29 protein-coding genes and 1 rRNA gene are annotated in these 25059 nt (G+C 37.6%); 19 read left to right on the plus strand and 11 right to left on the minus strand.

All coding sequences use genetic code 11. The annotated features are described in order from the left end of the window. Nucleotides 1-11 precede the first annotated feature (11 nt). The 10 genes from rrf to rseB all read left to right on the plus strand — a co-directional run bounded on the left by rrf (nt 12) and on the right by rseB (nt 7765). Nucleotides 12-126, plus strand: a 5S ribosomal RNA gene (gene rrf, locus DV434_RS08660). A 223-nt stretch (nt 127-349) separates the two neighbouring features. Beyond that, the gene (def, locus tag DV434_RS08665; protein WP_005633001.1) at nt 350-859 is read left to right on the plus strand and encodes a peptide deformylase; all 510 of its coding nucleotides are present in this window, start codon (nt 350-352) and stop codon (nt 857-859) included. Between the two features lie 75 nt (nt 860-934). Further along, nucleotides 935-1891: a methionyl-tRNA formyltransferase gene (fmt, locus tag DV434_RS08670; RefSeq protein ID WP_118785816.1), complete on the plus strand. Its 957-nt coding sequence runs from the start codon at nt 935-937 to the stop codon at nt 1889-1891. Continuing rightward, nucleotides 1891-3243: a 16S rRNA (cytosine(967)-C(5))-methyltransferase RsmB gene (rsmB, locus tag DV434_RS08675; RefSeq protein WP_118785815.1), complete on the plus strand. Its 1353-nt coding sequence runs from the start codon at nt 1891-1893 to the stop codon at nt 3241-3243. Before fmt ends, rsmB begins: the two co-directional genes overlap by 1 nt. A 12-nt stretch (nt 3244-3255) precedes the next feature. Continuing rightward, nucleotides 3256-4632 carry a Trk system potassium transporter TrkA gene (trkA, locus tag DV434_RS08680; protein ID WP_118785814.1) on the plus strand — a complete coding sequence of 459 codons (1377 nt, stop codon included), beginning with the start codon at nt 3256-3258 and terminating at the stop codon, nt 4630-4632. Between the two features lie 74 nt (nt 4633-4706). Then, complete coding sequence (gene mscL / locus DV434_RS08685) at nt 4707-5093, plus strand: large-conductance mechanosensitive channel protein MscL (protein WP_118785813.1); 387 nt, start codon at nt 4707-4709, stop codon at nt 5091-5093. A gap of 95 nt (nt 5094-5188) precedes the next feature. Beyond that, on the plus strand, nt 5189-5446 hold the full coding sequence (locus tag DV434_RS08690; RefSeq protein WP_032803407.1) for an FAD assembly factor SdhE: 258 nt from the start codon (nt 5189-5191) through the stop codon (nt 5444-5446). A 108-nt stretch (nt 5447-5554) separates the two neighbouring features. Then, the gene (rpoE, locus tag DV434_RS08695; protein WP_005627595.1) at nt 5555-6133 is read left to right on the plus strand and encodes an RNA polymerase sigma factor RpoE; all 579 of its coding nucleotides are present in this window, start codon (nt 5555-5557) and stop codon (nt 6131-6133) included. Between the two features lie 17 nt (nt 6134-6150). Beyond that, complete coding sequence (locus DV434_RS08700) at nt 6151-6738, plus strand: sigma-E factor negative regulatory protein (RefSeq protein ID WP_118785812.1); 588 nt, start codon at nt 6151-6153, stop codon at nt 6736-6738. Nucleotides 6739-6817: 79 nt separating this feature from the next. After that, the gene (gene rseB, locus DV434_RS08705) at nt 6818-7765 is read left to right on the plus strand and encodes a sigma-E factor regulatory protein RseB (protein WP_118785811.1); all 948 of its coding nucleotides are present in this window, start codon (nt 6818-6820) and stop codon (nt 7763-7765) included. A 40-nt stretch (nt 7766-7805) separates the two neighbouring features. Here rseB and DV434_RS08710 read toward each other — a convergent pair whose 3' ends face one another. The 3 genes from DV434_RS08710 to apaH all read right to left on the minus strand — a co-directional run bounded on the left by DV434_RS08710 (nt 7806) and on the right by apaH (nt 10703). After that, nucleotides 7806-9140 (minus strand): NAD(P)/FAD-dependent oxidoreductase, encoded by a 1335-nt coding sequence (locus tag DV434_RS08710; protein ID WP_118811587.1) that lies wholly within the window; start codon nt 9138-9140, stop codon nt 7806-7808. A 102-nt stretch (nt 9141-9242) separates the two neighbouring features. Continuing rightward, nucleotides 9243-9866, minus strand: a complete 624-nt coding sequence (locus DV434_RS08715; RefSeq protein ID WP_118785809.1) for a glucose-6-phosphate 1-dehydrogenase family protein — start codon at nt 9864-9866, stop codon at nt 9243-9245. Between the two features lie 9 nt (nt 9867-9875). Then, on the minus strand, nt 9876-10703 hold the full coding sequence (gene apaH, locus DV434_RS08720; RefSeq protein WP_118785808.1) for a bis(5'-nucleosyl)-tetraphosphatase (symmetrical) ApaH: 828 nt from the start codon (nt 10701-10703) through the stop codon (nt 9876-9878). Between the two features lie 161 nt (nt 10704-10864). Between apaH and DV434_RS08725 the strand changes: the two genes are divergently transcribed. Further along, the gene (locus DV434_RS08725; RefSeq protein ID WP_118785807.1) at nt 10865-11713 is read left to right on the plus strand and encodes a glycosyltransferase family 25 protein; all 849 of its coding nucleotides are present in this window, start codon (nt 10865-10867) and stop codon (nt 11711-11713) included. A 146-nt stretch (nt 11714-11859) separates the two neighbouring features. Here DV434_RS08725 and DV434_RS08730 read toward each other — a convergent pair whose 3' ends face one another. The 5 genes from DV434_RS08730 to DV434_RS08745 are packed head-to-tail and all read right to left on the minus strand — an operon-like array spanning nt 11860 to nt 15538. Continuing rightward, a complete protein-coding gene (locus DV434_RS08730) occupies nt 11860-12750 on the minus strand; it encodes a glycosyltransferase family 8 protein (RefSeq protein WP_118811588.1) in 891 nt (296 codons plus the stop codon). A 1-nt stretch (nt 12751) separates the two neighbouring features. Then, nucleotides 12752-12892 (minus strand): hypothetical protein, encoded by a 141-nt coding sequence (locus tag DV434_RS10830; protein ID WP_192881506.1) that lies wholly within the window; start codon nt 12890-12892, stop codon nt 12752-12754. Between the two features lie 40 nt (nt 12893-12932). Further along, a complete protein-coding gene (rsmA, locus tag DV434_RS08735) occupies nt 12933-13796 on the minus strand; it encodes a 16S rRNA (adenine(1518)-N(6)/adenine(1519)-N(6))-dimethyltransferase RsmA (RefSeq protein WP_118785805.1) in 864 nt (287 codons plus the stop codon). A gap of 40 nt (nt 13797-13836) precedes the next feature. Then, on the minus strand, nt 13837-14868 hold the full coding sequence (locus DV434_RS08740) for a glycosyltransferase family 9 protein (protein ID WP_118785804.1): 1032 nt from the start codon (nt 14866-14868) through the stop codon (nt 13837-13839). Next, nucleotides 14861-15538, minus strand: coding sequence for a glycosyltransferase family 25 protein (locus DV434_RS08745; protein WP_118785803.1), 678 nt, complete (start codon nt 15536-15538; stop codon nt 14861-14863). Before DV434_RS08745 ends, DV434_RS08740 begins: the two co-directional genes overlap by 8 nt. A gap of 327 nt (nt 15539-15865) precedes the next feature. Between DV434_RS08745 and infA the strand changes: the two genes are divergently transcribed. The 5 genes from infA to rplI all read left to right on the plus strand — a co-directional run bounded on the left by infA (nt 15866) and on the right by rplI (nt 17680). Then, nucleotides 15866-16084 carry a translation initiation factor IF-1 gene (gene infA / locus DV434_RS08755; protein ID WP_005627617.1) on the plus strand — a complete coding sequence of 73 codons (219 nt, stop codon included), beginning with the start codon at nt 15866-15868 and terminating at the stop codon, nt 16082-16084. A gap of 199 nt (nt 16085-16283) precedes the next feature. Then, nucleotides 16284-16661: a 30S ribosomal protein S6 gene (rpsF, locus tag DV434_RS08760; RefSeq protein WP_005627620.1), complete on the plus strand. Its 378-nt coding sequence runs from the start codon at nt 16284-16286 to the stop codon at nt 16659-16661. Then, nucleotides 16648-16974 (plus strand): primosomal replication protein N, encoded by a 327-nt coding sequence (gene priB, locus DV434_RS08765; protein WP_005630861.1) that lies wholly within the window; start codon nt 16648-16650, stop codon nt 16972-16974. Before rpsF ends, priB begins: the two co-directional genes overlap by 14 nt. A gap of 12 nt (nt 16975-16986) precedes the next feature. Next, nucleotides 16987-17214, plus strand: coding sequence for a 30S ribosomal protein S18 (rpsR, locus tag DV434_RS08770; protein ID WP_118811589.1), 228 nt, complete (start codon nt 16987-16989; stop codon nt 17212-17214). A 16-nt stretch (nt 17215-17230) separates the two neighbouring features. Continuing rightward, on the plus strand, nt 17231-17680 hold the full coding sequence (gene rplI / locus DV434_RS08775) for a 50S ribosomal protein L9 (RefSeq protein ID WP_118785802.1): 450 nt from the start codon (nt 17231-17233) through the stop codon (nt 17678-17680). Between the two features lie 101 nt (nt 17681-17781). On the opposite strand, the gene rpoD is transcribed toward rplI, so the two are convergent. The 3 genes from rpoD to rpsU form a co-directional block, all read right to left on the minus strand. Beyond that, nucleotides 17782-19665: an RNA polymerase sigma factor RpoD gene (gene rpoD, locus DV434_RS08780; RefSeq protein ID WP_118785801.1), complete on the minus strand. Its 1884-nt coding sequence runs from the start codon at nt 19663-19665 to the stop codon at nt 17782-17784. 71 nt (nt 19666-19736) lie between these two features. After that, the gene (gene dnaG / locus DV434_RS08785; protein ID WP_118785800.1) at nt 19737-21518 is read right to left on the minus strand and encodes a DNA primase; all 1782 of its coding nucleotides are present in this window, start codon (nt 21516-21518) and stop codon (nt 19737-19739) included. A gap of 133 nt (nt 21519-21651) precedes the next feature. Next, on the minus strand, nt 21652-21867 hold the full coding sequence (rpsU, locus tag DV434_RS08790; protein WP_005627632.1) for a 30S ribosomal protein S21: 216 nt from the start codon (nt 21865-21867) through the stop codon (nt 21652-21654). Nucleotides 21868-22098: 231 nt separating this feature from the next. Here rpsU and tsaD point away from each other — a divergent pair, with 231 nt between their 5' ends. From tsaD to DV434_RS08805, 3 genes are read left to right on the plus strand one after another with little or no spacing between them, the layout of a single operon-like run. Then, the gene (tsaD, locus tag DV434_RS08795; protein ID WP_118785799.1) at nt 22099-23127 is read left to right on the plus strand and encodes a tRNA (adenosine(37)-N6)-threonylcarbamoyltransferase complex transferase subunit TsaD; all 1029 of its coding nucleotides are present in this window, start codon (nt 22099-22101) and stop codon (nt 23125-23127) included. An 8-nt stretch (nt 23128-23135) separates the two neighbouring features. After that, nucleotides 23136-23717 (plus strand): thymidine kinase, encoded by a 582-nt coding sequence (locus DV434_RS08800; protein WP_005627636.1) that lies wholly within the window; start codon nt 23136-23138, stop codon nt 23715-23717. A 36-nt stretch (nt 23718-23753) separates the two neighbouring features. Beyond that, nucleotides 23754-24974, plus strand: coding sequence for an aromatic amino acid transport family protein (locus tag DV434_RS08805; RefSeq protein WP_118785798.1), 1221 nt, complete (start codon nt 23754-23756; stop codon nt 24972-24974). The last annotated feature ends 85 nt before the right edge of the window (nt 24975-25059 follow it).

Consider the following 25059-nt stretch of genomic DNA (forward strand, 5'->3'; position numbering starts at 1 on the left):
CAAAGAATTATCCTGGCGGCGATAGTGCGGTGGAACCACCTGAACCATACCGAACTCAGAAGTGAAACGCTGTAATGCCGATGGTAGTGTGGGGCATCCCCATGTGAGAGTAGGGCACCGCCAGGTTACCAAATACATATCTAAATTAAATAAAAACAGAAGAACCCCAGTTTGAAAAGCTGGGGTTTTTGTTTTTTATAATCTATTTATGATTTAAATAAATAAGACTCTAATTTTAATTTTCAATAAGTAAGTGATTTTTCAACTCATATGAAGTCACATTCCTATAAATGTTTTATTAGCTGTGCTACAATCCCGCTAAAATTCTATCCTTAAAACAAGAGAAATTATGACCGCACTTAATGTATTAATTTATCCTGATGATCACTTAAAGGTTGTTTGTGAGCCTGTTACTGAAGTTAATGATGCAATTCGTAAAATTGTTGATGATATGTTTGATACGATGTATCAAGAGGAAGGTATTGGTTTAGCTGCACCTCAAGTAGATATTTTGCAACGTATTATTACTATTGATGTTGAAGGTGATAAACAAAATCAGCTTGTCTTGATTAATCCTGAAATTTTGGCTTCTGAAGGCGAAACAGGAATTGAAGAGGGGTGTTTATCCATTCCAGGGTTCCGTGCGTTGGTTCCTCGTAAAGAAAAAGTGAAAGTGAGAGCGTTAGATCGTGATGGTAAAGAATTTACTTTAGATGCGGATGGTTTGCTTGCGATCTGTATTCAACACGAGATCGATCACCTAAATGGCATTTTATTTGTTGATTACCTTTCTCCACTTAAACGCCAACGTATTAAAGAAAAATTGGTGAAATATAAAAAACAAATTGCGAAACAATAAGCTTCTGATTCTTAATTAAAGTGCGGTTGATTTTAACCGCACTTTTTCCTATCAATTACCATAACGTAGAACATTATGAAATCACTTAATATTATTTTTGCTGGTACGTCAGATTTTGCTGCACAGCATTTACAAGCTATTCTAAATTCTCAACATAATGTGATCGCTGTTTATACTCAACCTGATAAACCAGCTGGTCGCGGTAAAAAACTGCAAGCAAGCCCTGTTAAGCAACTTGCTGAGCAAAATAACATTCCCGTTTATCAACCTAAATCCTTACGTAAAGAAGAGGCACAGTCTGAACTAAAAGCGTTAAATGCAGATGTAATAGTTGTTGTGGCTTATGGATTAATTTTACCGAAAGCTGTATTAGATGCCCCTCGTTTAGGTTGTTTGAATGTGCATGGTTCTATTCTTCCTCGTTGGCGAGGCGCGGCACCTATTCAGCGCTCAATTTGGGCTGGTGATGCACAAACTGGTGTAACCATTATGCAAATGGATGAAGGTTTAGATACAGGTGATATGTTACACAAAGTCTATTGTGATATTTTACCGACTGAAACTTCAACAAGTCTTTATAACAAACTGGCAGAGCTTGCTCCATCAGCATTAATCGATGTTTTAGATAATCTTGAAAACAGTAAATTTATAGCGGAAAAACAAGATGGCAGCCAAAGTAATTATGCAGAAAAACTTTCCAAAGAAGAGGCACAATTAGATTGGTCACTTCCTGCAATGCAACTTGAGCGTAATATCCGCGCTTTTAATCCTTGGCCAATTGCCTATTTTTCAACGGAAGATAAGGATGGCAATGCACAAACTTTAAAAGTGTATCAAGCGGAGGTATTGCCTCATCAAGATAAACCAGCGGGAACTATTTTAAGTGCGGATAAAAATGGCATTCAAATTGCGACTGTCGATGGTGTATTAAACTTATTGCAATTGCAACCTGCAGGTAAAAAGCCTATGTCTGCACAAGATTTATTAAATGGCCGTGCAGAATGGTTTACTATTGGTAAGGTGCTTGCATAATGAAAAAATTTTCTTCTAAAACTATCAAAGTAAAAAATTCAGTAAAAATGACCGCACTTTCGACCAGAGCTATTGCTGCAAACTTAATTTTGCAAGTATTAGATGAGGGTAAATCCTTGTCAGCGCTAATTCCAGAAGTGCAACTTTCTGTAAAAGCTCAAGATTTGCCCTTACTACAAGAAATTTGTTTTGGCGTGTGTCGCGTATTGCCTCGCTTAGAGCAAATTATCAAACGTCTTGTGGATAAGCCGCTTAAAGGTAAAACTCGCATTGTTCATTGCCTGTTACTTGTGGGATTATACCAATTGCTTTATATGCGAGTGCCTGCTCATGCGGCAGTTGATGAAGTTGTGAACGCAACAAAATCATTAAAATCTGATAGTTTTAGAGGATTAGTGAATGCGGTTTTGCGTAGGTTTTTACGTGAGCAAGGTGAAATTTTGGCCATTATCGATAAAAATTGGCAAACGCTTCACCCTGAATGGTTCGTGAATAAATTAAAAAAAGCCTATCCGAATTGGCGTGAGATCATTGAGGCGAACAATCAGAAACCACCAATGTGGCTACGTGTGAATTCACAAAAAAACGCCCTTGAAACTTACCGCACTTTACTTGAAGAACAAGGTATTTCTTCGAAAACAAGCCATCATCCTAATGCGCTATGTTTAGATATACCGATTGCTGTGCAAAAATTACCGCACTTTGAAGAAGGTGCTGTAACGGTACAAGATTTGAGTGCTCAATGGGCGGCAATGTTGCTTGAGCCAAAAAATGAGGAGTGGATCCTCGATGCTTGCGCGGCACCGGGCGGTAAGACGACCCATATTTTAGAACTGGCACCTCAAGCTAATGTGATTGCATTAGATGTAGAATCCCATCGCTTAAAACGAGTGGAAGAAAATCTTGAACGTTTAAATCAGCAAGCGATAGTGGTGTGTGGTGATGCGAGTCAACCTGACGAATGGTTAGCTGAAATCGGTAAAAGTGCGGTGAAATTTGACCGAATTTTACTTGATGCTCCTTGTTCTGCTACAGGAGTGATTCGACGTCACCCCGATATAAAATGGTTACGTAAAGAAACCGATATCGCTCAGCTTGTTGAACTACAGAAGAAAATTCTGAGTGCACTTTGGGAAAAACTGAAGCCAAATGGTGTTTTGCTTTATGCGACTTGTTCTGTATTGCCCGAAGAAAATTGCGAACAAATCCAAGTGTTTTTAAATGCTCACGCGGATGCGGAGTTACTGCCATTACCCTTTAGTGATGATAAAAGTGCGGTGGGTTTTCAATTCATTCCGCAACCAAATAGTGGTGATGGGTTCTATTATGCGAAATTGCTTAAACGAGCATAAAGGAGAGCGATAATGAAAATTATCATTTTGGGCGCAGGTCAGGTAGGAACAACGCTTGCCGAAAATTTGGTTAGTGAAGATAACGATATCACACTCGTTGATAACGAATCCCCACAGTTACAAGCCTTACAAGAAAAGCATGATTTGCGTGTGGTGCAAGGCTCGCCATCATCACCAAAAGTGCTTCGTGATGCAGGTGCGGCCGATGCCGATTTAATGGTTGCCGTAACAGCTTCTGATGAAATCAATATGGTAGCCTGCCAGATGGGCTATACATTATTTAATACACCAACGCGTATTGCCCGTATTCGTAATTCAGAATATTTACGTGAAAAAGATAAGTTATTCAATGATGAGAATGTACCTATTGATCATTTGATTTCGCCTGAAAATCTTGTAACAGATGAAATTACACGCTTAATTACTTATCCAGGGGCATTGCAAGTCGCCCATTTTGCGAATAATCGTATTAGCATGGTTGTGGTAAGAGCTTATTATGGTGGGCCTTTGGTTGGATATGCGCTTTCCGCATTTCGTGAACATATGCCACATATTGATTGTCGTATTATGTCTATTTTGCGTAACGGCAAACCGATTCGTCCGCAGGGATCTACTATTGTTGAAGCCGGTGATGAAATTACTTTTATTTGTGCAACTGAGCATATAAAAGCAGTAATGAGCGAACTTCAACGCTTAGAAAAACCTTATAAACGCGTAATGATCGTCGGTGGCGGAAATGTTGCCGCTGGCGTTGCGAAATGTTTGGAAAATGTTTGTACTGTAAAATTAATTGAGCGTGATGAAGAAAGGGCTAATTTGTTAGCTGAAAAACTTTCAAAAACCTTGGTTTTTTATGGTGATGCGTCTGATCAAAATTTATTGTTTGAAGAGCATATTGAAAATGTCGATGTGTTCCTTTCATTGAGTAGTGATGATGAAGCGAATATTATGTCCGCTTTATTGGCAAAACGTTTGGGCGCGAAGAAAGCCATGGTGTTGATTCAACGAATTGCGTATATAAACCTGATTCAAGGTGGAAGTATTGATATTGTAGTTTCACCACAGCAAGCGACAATTTCTGCTTTGCTTGGGCATGTTCGTAAAGGGGATGTGAAAAATGTGGCTACATTACGACATGGTATTGCTGAGGCTATTGAAATTGTAGCGCATGGTGATGAATGCACCTCCAATGTGGTCGGGCGCAAAATTGGTGAGCTGCGTTTGCCTATGGGGACCATTATTGGTGCTTTATTGCGTGGAAATGATGTAATTGTTGCACGACGCCAAGTTGTGATTGAAGAAGGCGATCATGTGGTGATTTATTTGAGTGATAAGAAGAATGTGCCTGAAATTGAAAAATTGTTCCAGCCAAGTGCATTCTTCATTTAACGATTTATTTACTTTTAAGATCGGCTCATTATAATCGTCGCTCTTTTTATTCAATCTCTAAAGGAAAAATTATTATGAGTTTTATTAAAGAATTTCGCGAATTTGCAATGCGCGGTAATGTTGTAGATATGGCTGTCGGTGTGATTATCGGTGGTGCGTTTGGTAAGATTGTAAGCTCACTTGTCAGTGATATTTTTATGCCTGTGTTAGGTATTTTAACGGGTGGTATTGATTTCAAAGATATGAAATTTGTATTAGCTCAAGCACAAGGCGATGTTCCAGCTGTTACTTTAAACTACGGTGTGTTTATTCAGAATGTGATTGATTTCATTATTATTGCTTTTGCAATCTTTATAATGATTAAGGCTCTTAATAAAGTGAGAAAACCAGAAGAGAAAAAAGCAGGTCCTACATCAGAAGATTTGCTCACAGAAATTCGTGATTTATTAAAGAATAAATAATGAAATTGAAAAATAAAGGTTGGTAAATATGCCAACCTTTTTTTATTGTTATTTTTTTAGGCTATAATCGCCCCTTAAAATTTAAGGAATTAAAAATGGAAAAATATAATAAACTCCGTATTGAATGGGATTGTCGCCGAGGAATGTTAGAGTTGGATAAAATCATTATGCCTTTTTATTTGGGGCATTTTGATGAATTAACGGATGACAAGAAAGATATATTTATTCGTTTATTAGCAAGTACAGATCTGCAGCTGTTTTCTTGGTTTTTTAATCGTGGTCAATCATCAGATTCAGAAATTCAATCTATGGTAGAATATATCCAAAACGTACAAAAAATCACAACTAATTAAAATTATTAAGATACGTATGAACTTTTTTCACACACTTGTGTCTGAGATTGCAACAAGAGCTTGCTGTCTTGAATATTAAGGCGTGTTAGATATTGGCATAGGAGAAATATGGCTGAACAGCTAACAGATCAGGCTTTGGTAGAAAGAGTGCAGCAAGGGGATAAGAAAGCCTTCAATTTGTTGGTTTCTCGTTATCAGAATAAAGTAGCGGGGCTTTTGACTCGCTATGTATCACGTAACGATATTCCTGATGTAGTGCAAGAATCCTTTATAAAGGCTTATCGCTCAATTGAATCTTTTCGTGGCGAAAGTGCTTTCTATACATGGCTTTATCGAATTGCCGTTAATACGGCAAAAAATTATTTAACGGCTCAAGGGCGTCGTCCACCTAATGAAGATATTTTAGCTGAGGATGCTGAAAATTATGATGTGGGTACGCACTTGCGGGATGTAGATACACCCGAAAATGAAATGTTATCTAGTGAACTTGAACGAATCGTGTTTAGTACGATTCACAGTTTGCCAGAAGATTTAAAAACAGCAATCACCTTGCGAGAGCTAGAAGGCTTAAGTTATGAAGAGATTGCAGAAATTATGGATTGTCCTGTTGGTACGGTTCGTTCTCGTATTTTCCGCGCAAGGGAAATTATTGAGAATAAAATTCAACCACTGATGCAACGCGAATAAAAAAGTCGGAGTTTACTATGCAAAAAGAGCAACTTTCAGCCTATATGGATGGCGAACAAGTCGAGGCTGGCTTGACAGATGCTTTATTGAAAGACGAAGAATTACAAGAATCTTGGCAGGCATTCCATGCTGTACGTGCAGTGATGCGTAAAGAAAGTGCGGTCTTTTTAGGGGCTGATTTTACCGCTAAAATGGCAGGTTTAATTGAATCTGAAGAAGTGAAGAAAGTCGATCTCATTGCCGTGTCTCAACCTGAACCAGAAGATGTGCATAATTCTGTATTTATGCAAAAATTAAAGGCATTTTTTGCGCCAATGACACAAGTTGCGGTTGCTGCTGGCGTATGTTTAGTGGCAGTACTTGGTGTTCAATCTTTCAATAGTAAAAACGAAGCGTCTAATTTACCAGAAGTGCCGGTGTTGCAAACCTTGCCATTTAATAATGCAGTTCAAGAAGTTAGCTACAATGCGCCAAGTAAAGATACATTGACTCCAGATCAGCTTGAGAAAAAAAGTCGTCGCATTGGCGCAATGTTGCAAAACTATGAATTACAACGTCGTATGCACTCTGATGCTTTAGATGTAAGTAGCAGTCAAGTAAGATAAATTGGTTTCCTTTGTTCAGATTATTGATTCACCACCTAATTGTTATTTAGTGTGGTGAATTTTTATCCTTTAGATTTCTATGAAAAAAATCGCATTAAAATTTACCGCACTTTCTCTTTCTTTGCTATTAAGTAGCATTGCTTCTGCTGAAGAGCTTTCTGCGAAGCAGTCTTTAGATAAAATGACACAAGCATTGGATAATCTCAATTATGAAATTGCCTTTGTGCAAACTACTCCAGCAAATATGGATTCGTTTCGTTATCGACATATCAAACAAGATAAGAAAACCTACGCACAATTAGTCACTTTAGATGGCCGTCAGCAAGAAATTATTCAGCGTGATAACTTAGTTAGTTATTTTCAACCAAATACTCAAGCATTTACGCTTAATAGTGGCAATATCGTCGATGCAATGCCTGCAGTTGTTCGCGCTAATTTTGATAAACTTTCTTCAGTTTATGATTTTATAAAACTAGGCAAAGATCGAGTGGCTGGTCGTTTTGCTGACACGATTCGTATTATCCCTAAAGATGATTTCCGATATCAGTATTTAGTGTTTATAGATGAAGAAAATGGTTTATTATTACGCGGCGATATGCTTGATCGTGAAGGTAAATTACTTGATCAGTTCAGAGTCGTAACACTTTATATCGATGATAGACTAAGAGGATTGACGGAGTATATTAACAAAGTCTCAACGCCCCCTTTGTTGAAAGAAAGTAAAAATGAACAAAATTCAGATATAACTTGGTCTGCAGGTTGGTTGCCACAAGGTTTTTCTTTAATTCGATATACTCAAGAAACATTGGAAAATGAAATCATAGATAGCGCATTATATAGCGACGGTTTATTTACTTTTACGTTGTTTGTTTCTAATGCAGGCTCTAATAATCTACCAGAAAATACTTGGAAACAAGGAGCTTATACGATTTATAGTGAAGTGAGTGGCGGAAAAGAAATTACTTTTATTGGGCAATTGCCCATAGCTGCAGCTAAGCGAATTGTACAAGAAGTTAAATTTCGATAACAAGTGCGGTGATTTTTCACCGCATTTTTATCTTTAAAGATTAGTGTAATTTTAATCTTGGTTTTAAATAACGATTTAGTTTATCAACCAGAATAATCAAACCAATTTTAATACAACCGTGCAAAGCATGTTGATGCATTCTATATAAAGATACATAGGCAAATTGTGCAAATTTACCTTGAACGGTAAGTGGATTTTTACCGAATTTATTGGTTAAGCTACCAAGTGCGGTGAAATCTGACAGAGAAACTAAGGTTCCTTTATCGTTATATTTAAATGCTTTTAATGGTTTTTGCTCAAGAAGTGCAAAGATATTTTTTGCACAAGCTTTTGCCATTTGATGTGCGGCTTGAGCTCTTGGCGGGACTAATTTACCGTTTGGTTGCATTAATGCTGCACAGTCACCAATCGCGAAAATACTGTCATCAACGGTTGTTTGAAGCGTGTCTCTTACCACTAATTGATTGATTCGATTGAGTTCTAATCCATCGAATTGCTGTGTCACTGTTGAGGTGCGAACACCCGCCGCCCACACAATCAGATCAGCTTTGATTTCTTCGTCATCTTTGGTGATAAGGGTGTTTGGTTGAGCTTCGGTGATCATTGTATTTAATTTTACGTTCGCGCCCATTTCTTGCAACTCGTCTAATACCGCAGCAGATAAATCTTCTGGTAGAGCTGGCAGTAAGCGAGGCCCAGCTTCAACGAGTGTGACTTGTAAACATGAGTTATCAATCTTGCCATAGCCGTAAGAAGATAAGTCTTCCGTAGCATGATAAAGCTCAGCTGTTAATTCCACACCAGTTGCTCCGCCACCGACAATGGCGATATTCACATTATTTTCATCCACTAATTTTTGTTTAAATTCTTCTTCACCAATATCATCTAAAGCACGGTTTTCAGAGAATTTAAGGAATAATTCCAACATTTTTTGCTGAAAGCGCAACGCTTGATCTGAGCTGTCTAAGAAAATACAGTTATCAGCTACACCTTTTGTGTTGAAATCATTTGATTTGCTACCAATTGCAACCACTAAATAATCGTAAGGAATTCGGCGAGCAACGACGAGCATATCGCCTTCTTGACTATAAACAGGGGCGAGTTCAACATATTTTTGTTCACGATTAATACGTGTGATTGAACCCTGTTCAAAACTGAAATGGTGGTTTTTACCGTGTGCACGATAGCTCAGAGAATCCGTGCCATCATCCATTACACCTGTGGCAATTTCATGTAATAAGGGTTTCCACAAGTGGGTCGCATTGCGATCCACAAGCGTCACTTTAGCCTGTTTTTTACGACCTAATTTATCACCTAAGAATGTCGCTAATTCAATGCCGCCAGCACCCCCGCCAACGATCACGACGTTTTTCATAAAGCTCTCCTAAAAGTTTAAATTGTTAAAAATGTTAAATTAATGTGATGATAACATAACAACTAAACAGGGCGAAAAACTTTCATGAAAATAACCGCACTTTTATTGATGGCAATATTCGTAGATTGGTTGTAATGCTTGAATAGTTTGAGTGATAAAAGATACGGGATTTATTTGACTGAGTTCCGATTTTTCAATGCTTTTTCCTATGCACCAAAAATCCTCATCTGAACGCAAGAGAAGATCTTTTTCAGAAATGCTTTTTACTTGGCGAAAATCATCATATTCGCTTTCATCTTCTCGCCAAATATCAAAATCAGCAAATTGTTTGAAATCAAATTGATCAAGCCACTGATTATATTGTTGCACATTAATTTGTGAGCGATCCGCACGATAGCAATGCCAATCTAAACACACTCTTAGTCGGCGACGATTTAATAGCACAGAAAAGATTGCTGCAGAATTTTGGTTGAACTCGTATTTAAAATAAGCGAAGAAATGCGCGCGTACCTGCCAGCCATTTGTCCAGCTTTCAATATGCGGTTTCGCAAAAGGCATGCCAAGTTGCTTTGCCACTTCTTGAATAATCGCTTTCCAATTATCCCAATGTAATTTGTAATCAGCTTTAATTGCCGGAATCTCTTCCGGACAGAATTTTTTCATTTGGGCAAATTGATAGAAAGGAATATTGAACAGTTCACAAGATTCAGTAGTAAGCGAGAGCATAGTGTTTCCTTAAAAATCACTGTAATTTTTGACCGCACTTTGCGTGAAGAATTGTTTGTCTTCCCAACGCAACAGGGTCATTCGATTATTCCACACACAACCAGTATCCAAAGCATAAATACCTTGTGGCGTAGGTTCATCCACTAAACTTGCCCAATGCCCAAAGACAACGGGAATTTGTTTATAAAGTGGATTATCTAAATTAAACCAAGGCGTGAGCTCTGCTGGCGCATCTTTTAAAGGGGATTTACAAGCAAAATCAAAGCGATGATCCAAATAGCAAAAACGCATTCGAGTGAAAGCATTAATAATGTAACGATGACGCGCTAAGCCCTGCAAATCTGGCGACCAGCGATCTGGCTGTTCAGAATACATATTTTCAATAAGATAATGAAAATCGCCGTGCTGTAAAATCTGTTCAACTTCAGCCGCACAAGATTTAGCAGTTTCCAAATCCCAATCAGGCGAAATACCTGCGTGTGCCATCAGGAAGCTTAATTCTTCATTATGCACAAGTAATGGCTGGTGGCGTAACCAATGAATCAGTTCATCAAAATCGGGCGCGTTAAAAATGGCATCAACACGATCACGCGGTTTTACTTTTTTAATACCCAGAGCGGTCGCAATTAAGTGTAAATCGTGATTGCCGAGTACGGTTTGCGCGGCATTACCAAGTGATTTTACAAAACGAAGACATTCAAGTGATTTATCCCCACGGGCCACAAGATCCCCCACGAGATAAAGTTTATCTTGCGTAGGGTTGAAATCTACACATTCTAATAAAAGCTGTAATTCATCATAACAGCCTTGCAAGTCACCGACAAAATAGGTTGCCATTCTTTCTACAATGCTCCAGTTATGGTTATTAGGTTTTGGCAGTCTTTATGCTAAAAATTTACCATAAATTCTAGCATAGATTTTTTGTGAAGATACTATTCATTTCATGATCTTAAAATAGTAAGATAGCCTGCAATTTAAGGCAGATATGATGTTTTTCTATGTATTCTATTGAACATAAAAATGTAGTGATTAGTATTTCAACGGCGGATAAACGTCGAAATCACATTATCGATCAATTCGGTCAGAAACAAATTCCCTTTGAATTTTTTGATGCATTCACACCTTCTGATCGACTTGATGCTCATTTACAGCGTTATCTTCCAAATGTTGAAGCTACATCAAAGCTCACAGCAGGAGAGAAGGGCTGTTTGGTGAGTCACTTTATGTTATGGAAAAAGTGTGTTGACGATAATTTAGATTATATTTCTATTTTTGAGGATGATATTCTGCTTGGTGAGAATGCAGAACAGTTTCTTGCTAATGATGAATGGCTAAAAATGCGGTTCAATTTTCAAGAGATTTTTGTTTTGCGTTTAGAAACATTTTTAATGCCTGTTCAGCTGGAGCACCAGCAACAAATTTTACCTTTCCAAGAAAGAAACATGGATATTTTAAAATCAAAGCATTTTGGTACAGCAGGTTATATTATCTCTAATGGTGCAGCGAGATATCTCATTAATTTATTTGAAAACCTCGCTGTAGATAAAGTCAAAGCAATTGATGAGATCATGTTTAATGAACAGGTTAATGTTGGTATCTATCAAGTATATCAACTCAACCCAGCCATTTGTGTTCAAGAATTACAATTAAATCAAGAAGAAAGTTTGTTAGTTAGCGACCTAGAACAAGAAAGAAAAAACAAGCCTAAAATTAAGAAAAATAAAACATTGAAGCAACGCTTAGTACGGATAAAAGAAAATATTATTAGGGCACTGAATAAAGATAAATGGAAAGAACAACAATGCCTGAAAGAAATACAAGGTAAAGAAATTGTTCGTTTTAGGTAGTATAATCAGATGAAACTCTTTATATAGGCTTAATCTCTTAAGCATATTCGTAAATGAACGGCTAAAAATCAATTTACACGCAAAATCAAAGTGATGATACTTTAAACCTTAAAAACACTAATTAAGCTGGTTCTCATTTTAGAAAATTAAAAGATATGATAGACAAATTTATACTTAATTTCTCTAATGAGTCTTCTTACTTTTGTGCTAAAGCCAACAACATCAAAATTAGCCTTAAAACCAAGATAACTATTGCTAATTTCCTTAAATAGTGAATATCCTAAATTAGCTTTTAAGTGAGAACTTCGGCTAGACCAAAACTTATCTGGTCCAGGATAATGGTAAATAACTGCAGGAAATTGAATTTCTCGTTCTTTTCGATATTTTATATAGCCAGATTCAGATGGCGTGAAGTTAAATCTTGTATTTATAAATTTAATATCGTCTTTGAAAATACCATTTAAGATATCCTGATCTTGATACTTTATAACATTCTTATATTTATTTAACCAAGTCAGACTCATCTCTAGAACATTCAATTCTCGCCATCTTCGCATATTGATAAGAAGCACTCCAGCGTTAAAATACTGATGATTTTCTAAGCCAATTTGGGTCTTGTAATCGGCTTGCTCAATTTCAATAAAGAAATCCTTACATGCGGCAAGTGAATACTGTTCGATATCAGTATTCCATAAATCATCTAATGAGCCATTTGTTAGCGTATCAACATCAATATAAAGTAACTTATCTACATCAGGGATATATTGAGTTATATTTAATCTGGCATAGGTTGCTAAAGAAATATAATTTATTGTAATGGGAAAATTAGCAAATTTATCTTTATCTATGCCTATGAACTTGATACTTTTTCTATAATTGCAAACGATATTTTCTATAATTTCTTTATTGTTATTATCAATACCAAAATCCAAAATATAGAAACAAATTTCAGATTTCGAATTATTTTTTAATATACTTAATATGCTAACGGCTAAATATGGTGCATAGTTATTATCAGATGAAAACGCGATATTCATATTAGTCTTCTTTAACTGTATCAATTATTACCTTTCTAAGGTTTGTTGTGAAGTCAGCTATATTATGAATATTTTTGACATAAGCAGTTCCAGCACCACCCAAAAACTCATCTATAATCAAACCAACTTTTATTTTTTTCATTATGAATCCTTAGGTTATTTATTAATATGTACTGGGCAATTTATAGCTCAGTTGATTCAAAAAGATTATTTTCATCATTTTCAGGTGGATTATCCGCCAGCCAGTTCGCTAAACGGGCATAATCTGCGATAGCTAAATTTTCTGCGCGTGCATTTAAATCAATACCAAGTGCGGTCAGATTTTTGGCTGAAAATAGTGTTGATAGCGCATTGCGCAGAGTTTTACGGCGTTGATTGAACGCTTGGGAGCAAACACGGTTCAACCAATATAAATCTTTTACAGGATGCGGCAATTCTTTATGCGGAATTAAACGCACAACGGCTGAATCTACTTTCGGTGCAGGTTTAAATGCAGAAGGCGGTACTTCAAGCACAGGCATCACTTGGCAGAAATATTGCGCCATAATCGTTAAACGACCATAAGCTTTGCTATTTGGTGCGGCACATAGGCGTTTTACCACTTCTTTTTGCAGCATAAAGTGCATATCTTGAATCACATCATGATATTTAAACAAGTGGAACATTAATGGCGTGGAAATGTTGTAAGGTAAGTTACCAAACACACGTAATTTCTGGCCTTTTTCTGCTAAATTTTCTTTTGTATAAAGCTCACCAAAATCAAATTGCATCGCATCCGTTTCAATAACGGTGAGCTTTTGATGTAAAAATGGATGGTGACGTAAACGTTCTGCTAAGTCTCGGTCAAGCTCTACCACTGTCAGATGATCGATAAGTTCACCAACAGGCTCTGTTAATGCACCAAGTCCAGGACCAATTTCCACTAAGAATTGATTAGGTTGTGGGTAAATCGCCGCCACGATACCTTGAATTACAGAAGTATCATGTAAAAAGTTTTGACCAAAGCGTTTACGTGCCGTATGGCCTAAGTGTTTTTTTGAGTTCATAAAATAGTCTAGTAAATGATAAAGTTTGTGGTTGGCATCTTTAAATATCTAGCCACTCTGGTTTTATTTTTTTCGGAGAGATCTCATTAACATTATCGTGATAATAAAGAATATGGCATGTATTCTTAGAATTAGGGTGCCAATGCGTAAAATTTTCTTTGTCTTGCGAGTAAAAACAAATCATAGGTTTATTTAACCCCGAAGCGATATGAACCGTTGATGTATCAACCGAAATAAGTAGAGCACAGTTTCTAATCAACTCAATTGTATGATAGATCGTTGTGTGAGGATTTGGATAAACAAATGCATCATCAAATTGATTAGCGATTCTATTTAAATGCTCATGAGTATTAGGCGTTGAAAGTAAGACTAACTGATGTTTATGAGAGTCTCTAATATATGCTAAATAATCTACAATGTGAGCCTCATCAAACTTTCTATTTTTGCCATTTCCATAGAAGTTAATGGCAATAAAGTTATTTAACTTGTTGTCCGTAATAAACTGAAGAATTTCTTTTTTAATTAAGTCATCTTGCGGAACGTCATAGCGATCATCAATTAGACTAATATTTGACAGAGCTAAAGCTTCTTTGTAAATTTCTGAAAAATGGCCGTCTTTAGTAATATTTATATTAAAAATATTATAATCTGCTTTTCTATAGCCGATATAATTACGGGCATTGAGTATTCTCAATAACAACAAGTCTCGGTTTCTAAGTACAAGAGTTGGATCAATGACAACATCATATCTTTCTTTTCTAATGAACAGTGCCGTCTTGACGTAGTCGAGAATGTTTCTTTTCTTTACAAGATAAATCTCATCAATGTTATGGTTTCTTTGAAACAGATAAGCGTTCTGTTTCGTGCAGATGACACCAATTTTTATCAAAGGGTTAAATTTCTTTATTTCCCGAAAAACAAAAGAACTCACGATATAGTCGCCAATTTTCCCATCTTGTCGCAAAAATAATAAACTCTTAGGATGTTCTAAACCTTGGGGATTGTTTGATCTTGATGATTTATCGAGCATCCATTTCCCCACTTTTAACCTTAGTACTTTTAGCTTATTCATATCGATGCTCAATTTTGTCTATTTCTGAGTCGCTGTTTAATCCTCTAAATACACATGGAGGTTCAATACCATAGGTCTCAACGCGTGTTTTTTGGATTAATCCCGTTAGATAATCTGCAGGCAGTCTTATTGGATAAGCGTAATTAAGTAATTTTTTAGCACCTGATAGTGTAATTAAATAAGCGGTTGCATAGATAATGCATCTTCTTGAATTTTTTGAAGGTGCCTTGTAATGTGCAAGTCTATATCTTTCCACAATCCGTTTCTTAAAGAAATGGGATTTAACTTTTCCGTGATCAAAAAAGATCAACTCATGATTTTTATTAATTTTATTGAGCGTATCTTCAACAATTTCCTTAAAGTGCTGTGAAACGATCGCATCGTCTTCAAGAATAATGGCACTTTTAATATTGTTTTCTACCATGTACTCATAAACTTTAATATGACTTATTGCACAGCCAATTTCACCGAGCGTTAAGGGCTTAGGTGATAAATAGTGTTTCGGATAGAAATCATAATCGACAGATTCTAATACGGAAGCAGGAAGTTTTTTCCCATCTGTCGCATCAAAAAAGCTAAATCCTAACCCCAAACCAGAAAGGCGCTTAGCAATATTTTCTCTTCTTGTTGAATGTTTTAAACTAATTACAATTATTTTAGGTATAGCCATAAATAACCCTTGAGTTGAAGCTATTGTTTTACATACAGATTAACGAACATCATAATAAAGTTTGCTTTAGTTTTTTAGATAGGGTGCCACCTTGGGAAAGGTGATACCGCATAAGGCTACATCTTGGCCTCGTATGCTAAATTAAATTCTTTATCTAATCGACTTTAGTGGAACATTATAATCGAATTATTAAAAAAATAATGTGCATTTCAACAAAATACCATTTTAATCTTTCGTCTAACGCCAAAAACGGCTATAATCCGCCCGTTTTTCTTAACTTTTCCGCTTAAAGTGCGGATAAAAAATCGATTATTTTTAGAGGACACAATGGCGAAAGAAGATTGCATTGAAATGCAAGGCACAATTTTAGAGACTTTACCGAATACTATGTTCCGCGTGGAGTTGGAAAACGGTCACGTGGTTACTGCGCATATTTCTGGAAAAATGCGTAAAAACTATATCCGTATTTTGACTGGGGATAAAGTGACTGTAGAAATGACCCCTTATGATTTAAGTAAAGGTCGTATTATTTTCCGCAGTCGTTAATCACAGAAGACTTGAGATAGGCCGATATTGTTATAATATCGGCCTTCTTTTTTTGTTCAAAAAGAACTCAAACTGGTTGCGGAACGTAAAAAAATCGGTATAATCCGCAACCCTTAGCCACATTGAATTTTTCGTTCCTTGCCTTTGCAGATTGGTGGCTGATCTACGTCAAAGGCTGATTAACCCGTAAGGAGCAGTAATGCGTCACTACGAAATCGTGTTTATGGTTCATCCGGACCAAAGCGAGCAAGTACCAGGTATGATCGAACGTTACACCGGTTCTGTAAAAGAAGCTGGTGGTCAAGTTCATCGCCTAGAAGATTGGGGTCGTCGTCAATTAGCGTACCCAATTAATAAATTACACAAAGCACACTATGTGCTTATGAATGTAGAAGCGCCTCAACAAGTCATCGACGAGCTAGAAACGACTTTCCGTTATAACGATGCTGTATTACGCAGTCTTGTTATCCATACTAAGCACGCCGTAACAGAAGCGTCCCCAATGAAAGCGGCTAAAGAAGAACGTAAACCTTTAGCTGAAGTTGAAAACAACGATTTTGAGGATGCTGAAGAGTAATTTGAAAATTGATAATCGTTTTTCGGTTATGGGAGTCGTTTCTCAGTTACCAAAGCGATTAAAGAGCCCTAGTGGAATTGAGCATTGCAAGTTTTTGTTAGAACATCGTTCTGATCAGATTGAAGGTGGTTTCACACGTCAAGCTTGGTTAAAGATGCCAGTTCAAATTAGTGGTAATCAATTGATAGAAAAAACTCAAAGCATTACGGTCGGTAGTAAAATTTTGGTGGTGGGATTTATTACATCACATAAAACCCAAAGTGGGTTATGCCAATTAGTTTTACATGCCGAGCAAATCGAATTTATAGATTAGGAGACTAGCCAAATGGCACGTTATTTCCGTCGTCGTAAGTTCTGCCGTTTTACAGCGGAAAATGTTGCTGAAATCGATTACAAAGATATCGCTACATTAAAGAACTATATTTCAGAAAGCGGCAAAATTGTACCTAGCCGTATTACCGGTACTCGTGCGAAGTACCAACGTCAATTAGCTCGTGCAATCAAACGCGCTCGCTATTTAGCGTTACTTCCATACACTGACAATCATCAGTAATTAAGGAGATACGGTAATGCAAGTAATTCTTTTAGATAAAATTGTTCACTTAGGTCAAGTGGGCGATCAAGTAAATGTTAAATCAGGTTTTGCACGTAACTTCTTAATCCCACAAGGTAAAGCAGTTATGGCAACTAAAGCTAACATTGAACACTTTGAGGCACGTCGTGCAGAATTAGAAGCGGTAGCAGCAGCAAATCTTGCAGCAGCTCAAGCTCGTGCAGCAGAAGTTACTGCATTAGGTTCTGTGACTATTGCATCTAAAGCAGGTGATGAAGGTCGTTTATTCGGCGCAATCACTACTCGTGATGTGGCAGAAGCAGTAACTGCAGCAGGCGTTAAAATTGCGAAAAGTGAAGTTCGTTTACCAAACGGTCCAATCCGTACTCTTGGTGACCACGATGTTCGTTTCCAACTTCACGGTGAAGTATTTGCAACATTAGATGTAATCGTTGTTGCAGAATAATTTGTCAGATAGGCAAAATAAAACCCGGTCTTAGATCGGGTTTTTTATTATTAGTTTAACGTAATAAAAAAGGAGCTATAGCTCCTTTTTATTTGTAACTTTTAGTCATCAAGGAAACTTCTTAATGTTTCTGATCGGCTAGGATGACGTAATTTACGTAACGCTTTTGCTTCAATTTGACGAATACGTTCGCGTGTAACGTCGAATTGTTTACCCACTTCTTCAAGCGTATGGTCAGTATTCATATCGATACCAAAACGCATGCGCAATACTTTTGCTTCTCGTGGTGTTAGGCCTTCAAGAACTTCATGGGTCGCGACTCTTAAACTTTGTGCTGTTGCAGAATCTAAAGGAAGTTCTAAGGTTGAATCTTCAATAAAATCACCTAAATGTGAGTCATCGTCATCACCGATAGGCGTTTCCATAGAAATTGGCTCTTTTGCAATTTTCAATACTTTACGGATTTTATCTTCAGGCATTCCCATACGTTCAGCTAATTCTTCTGGCGTTGCTTCACGTCCCATTTCTTGTAATAACTGGCGAGAAATGCGGTTAAGTTTATTGATTGTTTCAATCATATGTACCGGAATACGGATTGTACGCGCTTGATCCGCAATAGATCGTGTAATTGCTTGGCGAATCCACCAAGTCGCATATGTAGAGAATTTATAACCACGGCGATACTCAAATTTATCTACCGCTTTCATTAAACCAATATTCCCTTCTTGAATTAAGTCAAGGAATTGTAAACCGCGATTCGTGTATTTTTTTGCGATGGAAATTACTAAACGTAAGTTAGCTTCTACCATTTCTTTTTTAGCACGACGAGCCTTTTGTTCACCTCGAGCGACTGCATCACAAATATCGCGCATTTGGGTAATGGTAAGTTTCGTATTTTCTTCAATGCTAGCTAAGTTACTTAATGCTTCTAGGATACGTTCTTCATATTTTGGTAAGCGTTTTGCCCATGGTTTACTGGATTTTAAGGCTTTTTGTACCCATTCAGTATTGCTGCCATTAGTCGTAATGAGTTTTTCAAAATCATCTTTTGGCATTCCTGCAATATCAACTAATATTTTTTGTAATTGACGTTCTTCGTAGCGCACACGTTTCATCATTTCTTTCATTGATAAAACGAGTAAATCGAATTGTTTTGGTACTAAGCGGAATTGTTTAAAGATTTCACCAAGCAGTGCAATTTGATCCTGGACACGTTTTCCTGAGCGACCATGTTTTTCAATAACAGCAAGCGTTTTGCTGTGTTGCTCTTTTAGCTGTTGGAATTTTTCTCTCGCGACTTCTGGATCGATACTATTATCAGATTCGGTTGAATCTGATGTAGATTCTGCTTCGCTTTCGTCTTCATCTTCATTGTCTTCAACATCTGCACTTTCTGATTCCTCTCCGTCTTCAGAAAAGTTCTCATCAATGACATTATGTTCTTCTATTTCTGCATTTGGATCGACAAAACCTGTAATTAAGTCAGCTAAACGGAAGTTTCCTTTTTCCACATCATCATAATTTTTTAGCAACCCATTTAAAGCTTCAGGATAGGCGGCAATGGATGTTTGAACTTCATCAATTCCTTCTTCAATACGTTTTGCAATGCTGATTTCATCTTCACGAGTAAGAAGATCAACTGTTCCCATTTCACGCATATACATACGGACAGGATCGGTTGTTCGACCAATTTCAGATTCTACATTTGAAAGAATTTGGGTTGCCTCTTCCACCGCATCTTCATCTGGAATGGTGTCATTCAACATCATCTCATCGCTTTCTGGTGCTTCGTCCAAGACAGGAATCCCTGCATCATTTTGCAGCGTTTGTAGCAATTTATCGTAATATTCAGGATCAATTACATCTTCTGGTAATAAGTCATTAATTTCTGCATAGGTTAAATAACCTTGAGTGCGACCTAATTCCATCAGTTGTTCAATTTGTTCTGAATATTGTTCAGCTGTAGATTGTTGGTTTTTTTCCATTTTTATGTCCGTTTTGCTTGATGTGATAGTAGCAATATAATTCTTGTTATGAACTTAGAATTTTATCATTGTTATTGAGGATTAACTAACTGTTTTTTCTGCTGTTCTTTACCTGCCAAAAGGTGAACGAGCACTGTTTTTTCCTCGTCAGTAAGCCCTTCAGCTCGTTCTTTAGCTATAAGCATTTCAATGTCTCGCTCAATGGCTTGAATATTTAAGCGACGATAGTTTTGTGAAAATGCATTGATCATTTCTGCTTCGTCCAATAAATGATCCCAAGTTGCCAGTATTTCAAGGGGATTGCTGTAAGGCGTATCACGGAAGTGCTCTAAAATTTGCCCTGTTGTAATACCTTCTCGTTGGCGACAAAGTGCGGTCAATTTTTCCAGAATTTCAAAACCAGCTTCTGCACGTAATGCTTGCACGCCGCTTTCAGACATACGTTTTACTAATTCAGGATTTTGCAGAAGCAATGAAATGACTATTCGCATTGGTGTCTTCTTGATCTTATTATTAGCGGCTTTTTGTTGTGTATTGGCTTGTTCTAATTGTTTTGGAATCAGATTTTCCAGCTGAGTTTGATCAAAAATCCCAAGTTTCTGAGCAAGCATATTGCGTAGCGACAAGCGTAGCATTTCTCCAGGAATTTGGCGAATTAACGGTGCAGCCAAAGCAACTAATTTTCCGCGCCCTTCTTTGCTAGAAAAATCAACTTGTGGACTTAAGTGAGCAAACATAAACTCACTTAAAGATTGTGCACTTTCGATATATTCTTCAAATTTTTCTTTGCCATATTGGCGAATGTAAGTATCAGGATCTTCTCCCTCTGGCAAGAAAATAAATTTGAGTTGTCTGCCATCTTCTAAATAAGGTAACGCATTTTCTAATGCTCTCCACGCTGCATCACGCCCTGCACGGTCACCATCGTAACAACAAACAACTTGCTCGGTTGAACGAAAAATAAGTTGAATTTGTTCTGATGTCGTGGACGTACCTAAAGAAGCTACCGCATAATCCACGCCAAATTGTGCTAATGCCACCACATCCATATAACCTTCAACAACCAGTAATTGTTTCGGTTCATCGTTGGCTTGTAAGGCTTCGTACAAACCATAAAGCTCGTTACCTTTATGATAAGTAATGGTTTCTGGTGAATTCAGGTATTTCGGTTTTTCATCTGTTAATACCCGCCCACCGAAAGCGACGGTACGACCACGTTTATCGCGAATAGGAAACATGATGCGATTTCGGAATTTATCGTAAATATTGCCACGATCATTTCGAGAAAGCATGCCTAACTCAATGAGTTTTTGTTGTTCTTCGCGATTGATACCAAATTTACGCAGTACAGTATCCATTGCATTCGGTACAAACCCAATTTGGAAACGCTCAATAATTTCAGCCGAAAGCCCACGTTGTTGTAAATATTCTTGCGCTTGCGTATTTAATGGTAATTGGCTTTGATAGAACTTGGCAATCTCTAGCATTAATTCATAGAGATTTCGTTTGGTTTGATAATTAGCTTGAGGTTTCCCGCTGTTATTAGCACGTTTTTCGTAAGGTACTTCAAGCCCAGCCATAGCAGCAAGTTCTTCAATCGCCTCTACAAATTCAAGCTTGTCATAATCCATTAAAAAGGAAATCGCATTACCATGCGCGCCACAACCAAAGCAATGATAAAACTGTTTCTTTTGACTAACCGTGAAGGATGGTGTTTTTTCGTGATGGAAAGGGCAGCAGGCTTGATAATCGCGGCCAGCTTTTTTTAGTTTTACGCGCGTGTTAATCACATCGACAATATCGGACTTTGTCAGCAAATCATCAATAAAGGGGCGTGGAATAGAACCTTTCATTGTCGAGCCTCCGTGATTGTGGTGTGAAAGTGCGGTCGTTTTTGGCGTAGATTTTTGTTGTGCTTAAAGTAACAAAACCGTGAGTCCAAAGGATTCACGGTTTGTCTTAACTCGAGTCAGAAAATACTATAAATTAGTATAAACGGGTATTGCGCGCGTTTTCGCGAGCGTTGCGTTTTGCGTGACGTTTTGCAAGTGTTGCATTTTCACGTTTACGAATTGTAGTTGGTTTTTCGTAAAATTCGCGAGCGCGTACTTCAGCTAAGATTCCCGCTTTTTCGCAAGAGCGTTTGAAACGACGTAAAGCTACGTCAAATGATTCGTTTTCACGTACTTTAATTACAGGCATAAGCCAATCACCTCAATGAGTTTAATTTAATTGCAATTTAAAATTTTATTTTCACCAAAGCACCACTGTGCAAATGGTAAATTTAATAAAGGACGCAATTCTAATCTACTTTTAGGGAAAAAGTAAAGGAAAGAATGCCAATTCACCTTAATATTTGTGGTTTCAACTGGTTAAAACCGCTTAAACAGGGTAAAATCGCGCAACATTTTAGGTAATAAATTAAGAAAATCAATGAAAATCTTAGGCATTGAAACCTCCTGTGATGAAACGGGCGTGGCAATTTATGATGAAGAAAAAGGGTTAATTGCTAATCAACTTTATACTCAAATTGCCCTGCATGCAGATTATGGAGGCGTAGTTCCTGAATTGGCATCGCGCGATCATATTCGTAAAACAGCTCCTCTTATTAAAGCAGCGTTAGAAGAAGCTAATTTAACGGCGAGCGATATTGATGGCATCGCTTATACGAGTGGCCCAGGGCTTGTCGGTGCATTGCTCGTCGGCGCTACGATTGCGCGTTCTTTGGCTTATGCGTGGAATGTTCCTGCGATTGGTGTTCATCATATGGAAGGGCATTTACTTGCGCCAATGCTTGATGAAAATTCACCGCACTTTCCTTTTGTTGCTTTGTTGGTATCGGGTGGTCACACTCAATTAGTGCGTGTAGATGGCGTAGGAAAATATGAAGTAATTGGCGAATCCATTGATGATGCAGCAGGTGAGGCCTTTGATAAAACAGCAAAATTACTTGGACTAGATTATCCAGGTGGCGCGGCACTTTCTCGTTTAGCAGAAAAAGGCATACCAAATCGTTTCACATTTCCACGTCCAATGACAGATCGTGCAGGCCTTGATTTTAGCTTTTCAGGTTTAAAAACGTTTGCCGCGAATACGATTAATCAAGCGATAAAAAACGAGGGTGAACTGACAGAACAAACTAAATCGGATATTGCTTATGCTTTCCAAGATGCGGTGGTGGATACTCTTGCCATTAAATGTAAGCGCGCATTGAAAGAAACAGGTTATAAACGTTTAGTGATTGCGGGAGGGGTGAGCGCAAATAAAAAACTCCGAGAAACGCTTGCGCACTTAATGCAAAATTTAGGTGGCGAAGTGTTTTATCCTCAACCTCAATTTTGTACAGATAATGGCGCAATGATTGCTTACACAGGTTTTTTACGTTTAAAACAAGGTCAGCATAGCGATCTGGCTATTGATGTTAAGCCTCGTTGGGCAATGACGGAATTACCAGCAATTTAGGAGAAAAAATGGCGAAACTCTATTTTTATTACTCGACAATGAACGCCGGAAAATCAACGACGTTGCTACAATCTTCCTATAACTATCGTGAGCGTGATATGAACACATTAGTTTATACGGCTGCGATTGATGATCGTTTTGGCGTGGGGAAAGTCACATCGCGTATTGGCATTTCACAAGATGCCTTTTTATTTCGCTCGGAAACCAATTTGTTTGATGAAATTAATGAGCATTTAAAAAAAGAAAAAGTGCATTGTGTGTTGGTGGATGAAGCTCAATTTCTTAGCAAGCAACAAGTTTACCAGTTGAGCGATGTCGTCGATAAACTCAAAATTCCTGTGCTTTGTTATGGCTTGCGTACAGATTTTCAAGCGGAGCTTTTTGAAGGAAGTAAATATTTACTGGCTTGGGCGGATCAACTCGAAGAATTAAAAACAATTTGTTATTGTGGCCGCAAGGCTAACTTTGTTTTGCGCTTAAATGATCAAGGTGAGGTGATTAAAGAAGGCGCGCAAATTCAAATTGGTGGCAATGACTCTTACCTTTCTGTTTGCCGTTTACACTATAAAGAAAAGTGCGGTCAACTTTAAATTAGTTTTCAAACACAACACTATAAGGATAATTTTATGTTACAGAATAAAACATTTGGGAGTGCGCTGATTATTGCAGGCACAACCATTGGTGCAGGTATGCTTGCTATGCCACTTACATCAGCGGGCATGGGCTTTGGTTACACCGTGTTATTGCTCGTGGGCTTGTGGGCTTTGTTGGTTTACAGTGGATTGTTGTTTGTAGAAGTGTATCAAACAGCGGATCAGTTGGATGATGGTGTTGCCACGCTTGCTGAAAAATATTTTGGAGTTCCTGGACGAATTTTAGCAACGTTGAGTTTGTTAATTTTACTTTATGCGCTTTCAGCCGCTTATATTACTGGTGGCGGATCTCTGCTTTCAGGCTTACCAACGGCTTTCGGAATGGAGGCGATGTCGCTTAAAACGGCGATTATTATCTTTACTGTTGTATTAGGTTCTTTTGTGGTTGTAGGAACGAAAGGCGTGGATGGTTTAACTCGCGTGTTATTTATTGGTAAGTTAGTCGTCTTTGCTTTTGTACTGTTTATGATGCTTCCCAAAGTGGCAACAGATAATTTAATGGCATTGCCTTTGGATTATGCTTTTGTAGTTTCTGCGGCGCCGATATTTTTTACCTCTTTCGGTTTCCACGTCATTATGGCGAGTGTAAATAGCTACTTAGGTGGAAGTGTGGAAAAATTCCGTCGTGCTATTTTGATTGGTACCGCGATTCCATTAGCTGCTTATCTTGTATGGCAGTTAGCGACTCATGGTGTATTAAGTCAAAGTGAATTTGTGCGTATTTTACAAGCTGACCCAACGCTAAATGGCTTAGTAAATGCAACACGTGAAATTACAGGTTCTCATTTTATGGGGGAGGTGGTTCGCGTGTTCTCATCACTTGCGTTAATTACTTCATTCTTAGGCGTAATGCTTGGTGTGTTTGAAGGCTTAGGTGATTTATTCAAACGCTATCATTTGCCAAATAATCGCGTTGTATTAACCATTGCCGCATTTTTACCGCCACTTGTATTTGCATTGTTTTATCCTGAAGGATTTATTACTGCATTAAGTTACGCTGGTTTGTTGTGTGCTTTCTATTGCTTAATTTTACCAATTGGCTTGGCATGGCGTACACGTATTGAAAATCCAACATTGCCATATCGTGTTGCTGGCGGTAATTTTGCTTTGGTGTTTGCGTTATTGATTGGCGTGGTGATTATGGTCATTCCATTTTTAATTCAATGGGGATATTTACCTGCCGTAGCGGGATAATGTGAAGAAAAGTCACTCAATATAGTTCTTTTTATAGATAAAAGTGCGGTGAAAAATTTCAGTTATTTGATAATAAAAATAAGCT

Source organism: Haemophilus haemolyticus (assembly GCF_003493685.1).
Taxonomy (GTDB): domain Bacteria; phylum Pseudomonadota; class Gammaproteobacteria; order Enterobacterales; family Pasteurellaceae; genus Haemophilus; species Haemophilus haemolyticus_O.